This window comes from Actinomycetospora sp. (genome assembly GCF_055612215.1).
Genome location: NZ_JBVPVA010000213.1, coordinates 1 through 1,226, shown reverse-complemented (window position 1 = coordinate 1,226; position 1,226 = coordinate 1). Strand labels below are relative to the sequence as shown.

The following is a 1,226-nucleotide window of genomic DNA, read 5'->3' as shown; positions in this document are numbered from 1 at the left end:
GACGCTCGCCCCGGTCGGGTTCCCGGAGCCGTGGGAGCTGGGCGGCCCGCCCGCGGCGGTCGCTCCCGGCGCCGGCGCCCCGGCCCTCGACCCGGCACTCGACCCCGTGGCCGCGGCCAGGGGGCTGCCCGCCCCCGCGGGGGCGCGGCCGCCCGTCTCCGCTCCGCCCGCCGCCGCTCCGCCCGCCACGCGGGCCGCCACCGCGACGCCCGGGCGCCCGGCCGCGGCGGCTGCCGGACGTCCCGCGCCCTCGGCCGAGGCGGCCCGCCCGGCCGCGGGGTCCCCGCCGGCGCCCGCGAAGCCCGCGCCCGCGGCGTCGTCGGGGTCCGGCTCGTCGGACTCGTCGGCGGCGCGCGCCTCGGGCGGGTCCGGTTCGTCGGGGTCCTCGAGCGCACCGCTGGCGAAGGTCTGCCTCGAGCCGGTGCTCGGGGGCTGCCTGAAGCTCGGCTGACGAGCGCACACCGCGTCGCTGCCGGGACGTCCGGTGTCAGTGACGCGACCGTTCCGACACGGGGTTCAGCCCGCCGGGACCACCGTCGGCGTCGGGACCCGTCCGGCCCGCACCGCGGCGAGGCAGTCGTCCAGCAGGTCGACCAGGACCGCGTCCCGGGCCGCCGCGTCCAGCCCGGCCGCGCGCGACGCGACGAGCAGGTGGGCGCAGGCGTGGTTCACCGGGCCGACGTGAAGCAGGGTGGCGAGGCGCCCGCCCGCGCCGTCCCCGGCGTCCCGGCCCTCGGCGCGGCGCTGCGCGGCCTTCGCCTGGGCCTCCTCCACGCGGCGCGCGAGGCGGGTGAAGAAGCGGCTCGTCGGGTCCAGACGCAGGCCCGCGCGGGCGACGGCGGCGAGCACGACCGGGCGGACCGGGCCGTCCAGGTCCCGCCCCGCGCCGACGAGCTCGACCGCGCGCAGGCCGAGGTGCTGCCGCGCCTCGTGCGACACCGCGTCGTTGACCTGCCACGCGAGCGCGGCCACCGCGGGGTGGGTGCAGCGGGGCCGGTCGGTGAAGCGCTCACCGGCCAGGACGGAGACGTACTCCATCTCGCAGCTGCCCGAGCGCGCGTCGCGGTGCGCGCCCGCCTCGAGCTCGGGCATGCCGTCTGGTGCGTCGTTGGCGGATGGGACGAACGGCGACGACGTGTGGTTGATCGGCATGGCGTGCCCCCTCGGTCCGGGCGCTGCTCGCGGAACGGACCGAGCCTAGACCGCTCGGCGCCCGATCGGGACCC

At 80.4% G+C, this 1,226-nt stretch carries 1 protein-coding gene and 1 pseudogene; one reads left to right on the top strand and one right to left on the bottom strand.

Going from position 1 to position 1,226, the window contains the following annotated elements:
• Positions 1 to 451: pseudogene (locus AC0CYZ_RS05920) on the top strand (hypothetical protein); the annotation flags it as partial.
• A 65-nt stretch (positions 452 to 516) separates the two neighbouring features.
• Here the strand turns inward: AC0CYZ_RS05920 and AC0CYZ_RS05915 are convergent.
• Entirely contained in the window at positions 517 to 1,092 is a 576-nt protein-coding gene (locus tag AC0CYZ_RS05915) for a hypothetical protein (protein WP_472213276.1), read from the bottom strand.
• Positions 1,093 to 1,226 lie beyond the last annotated feature (134 nt).

Excerpts from the sequence above, each read along its gene's own strand:
- AC0CYZ_RS05915 (WP_472213276.1), bottom strand. The coding sequence starts at position 1,092 with ATGCCCGAGCTCGAGGCGGGCGCGCACCGCGACGCGCGCTCGGGCAGC.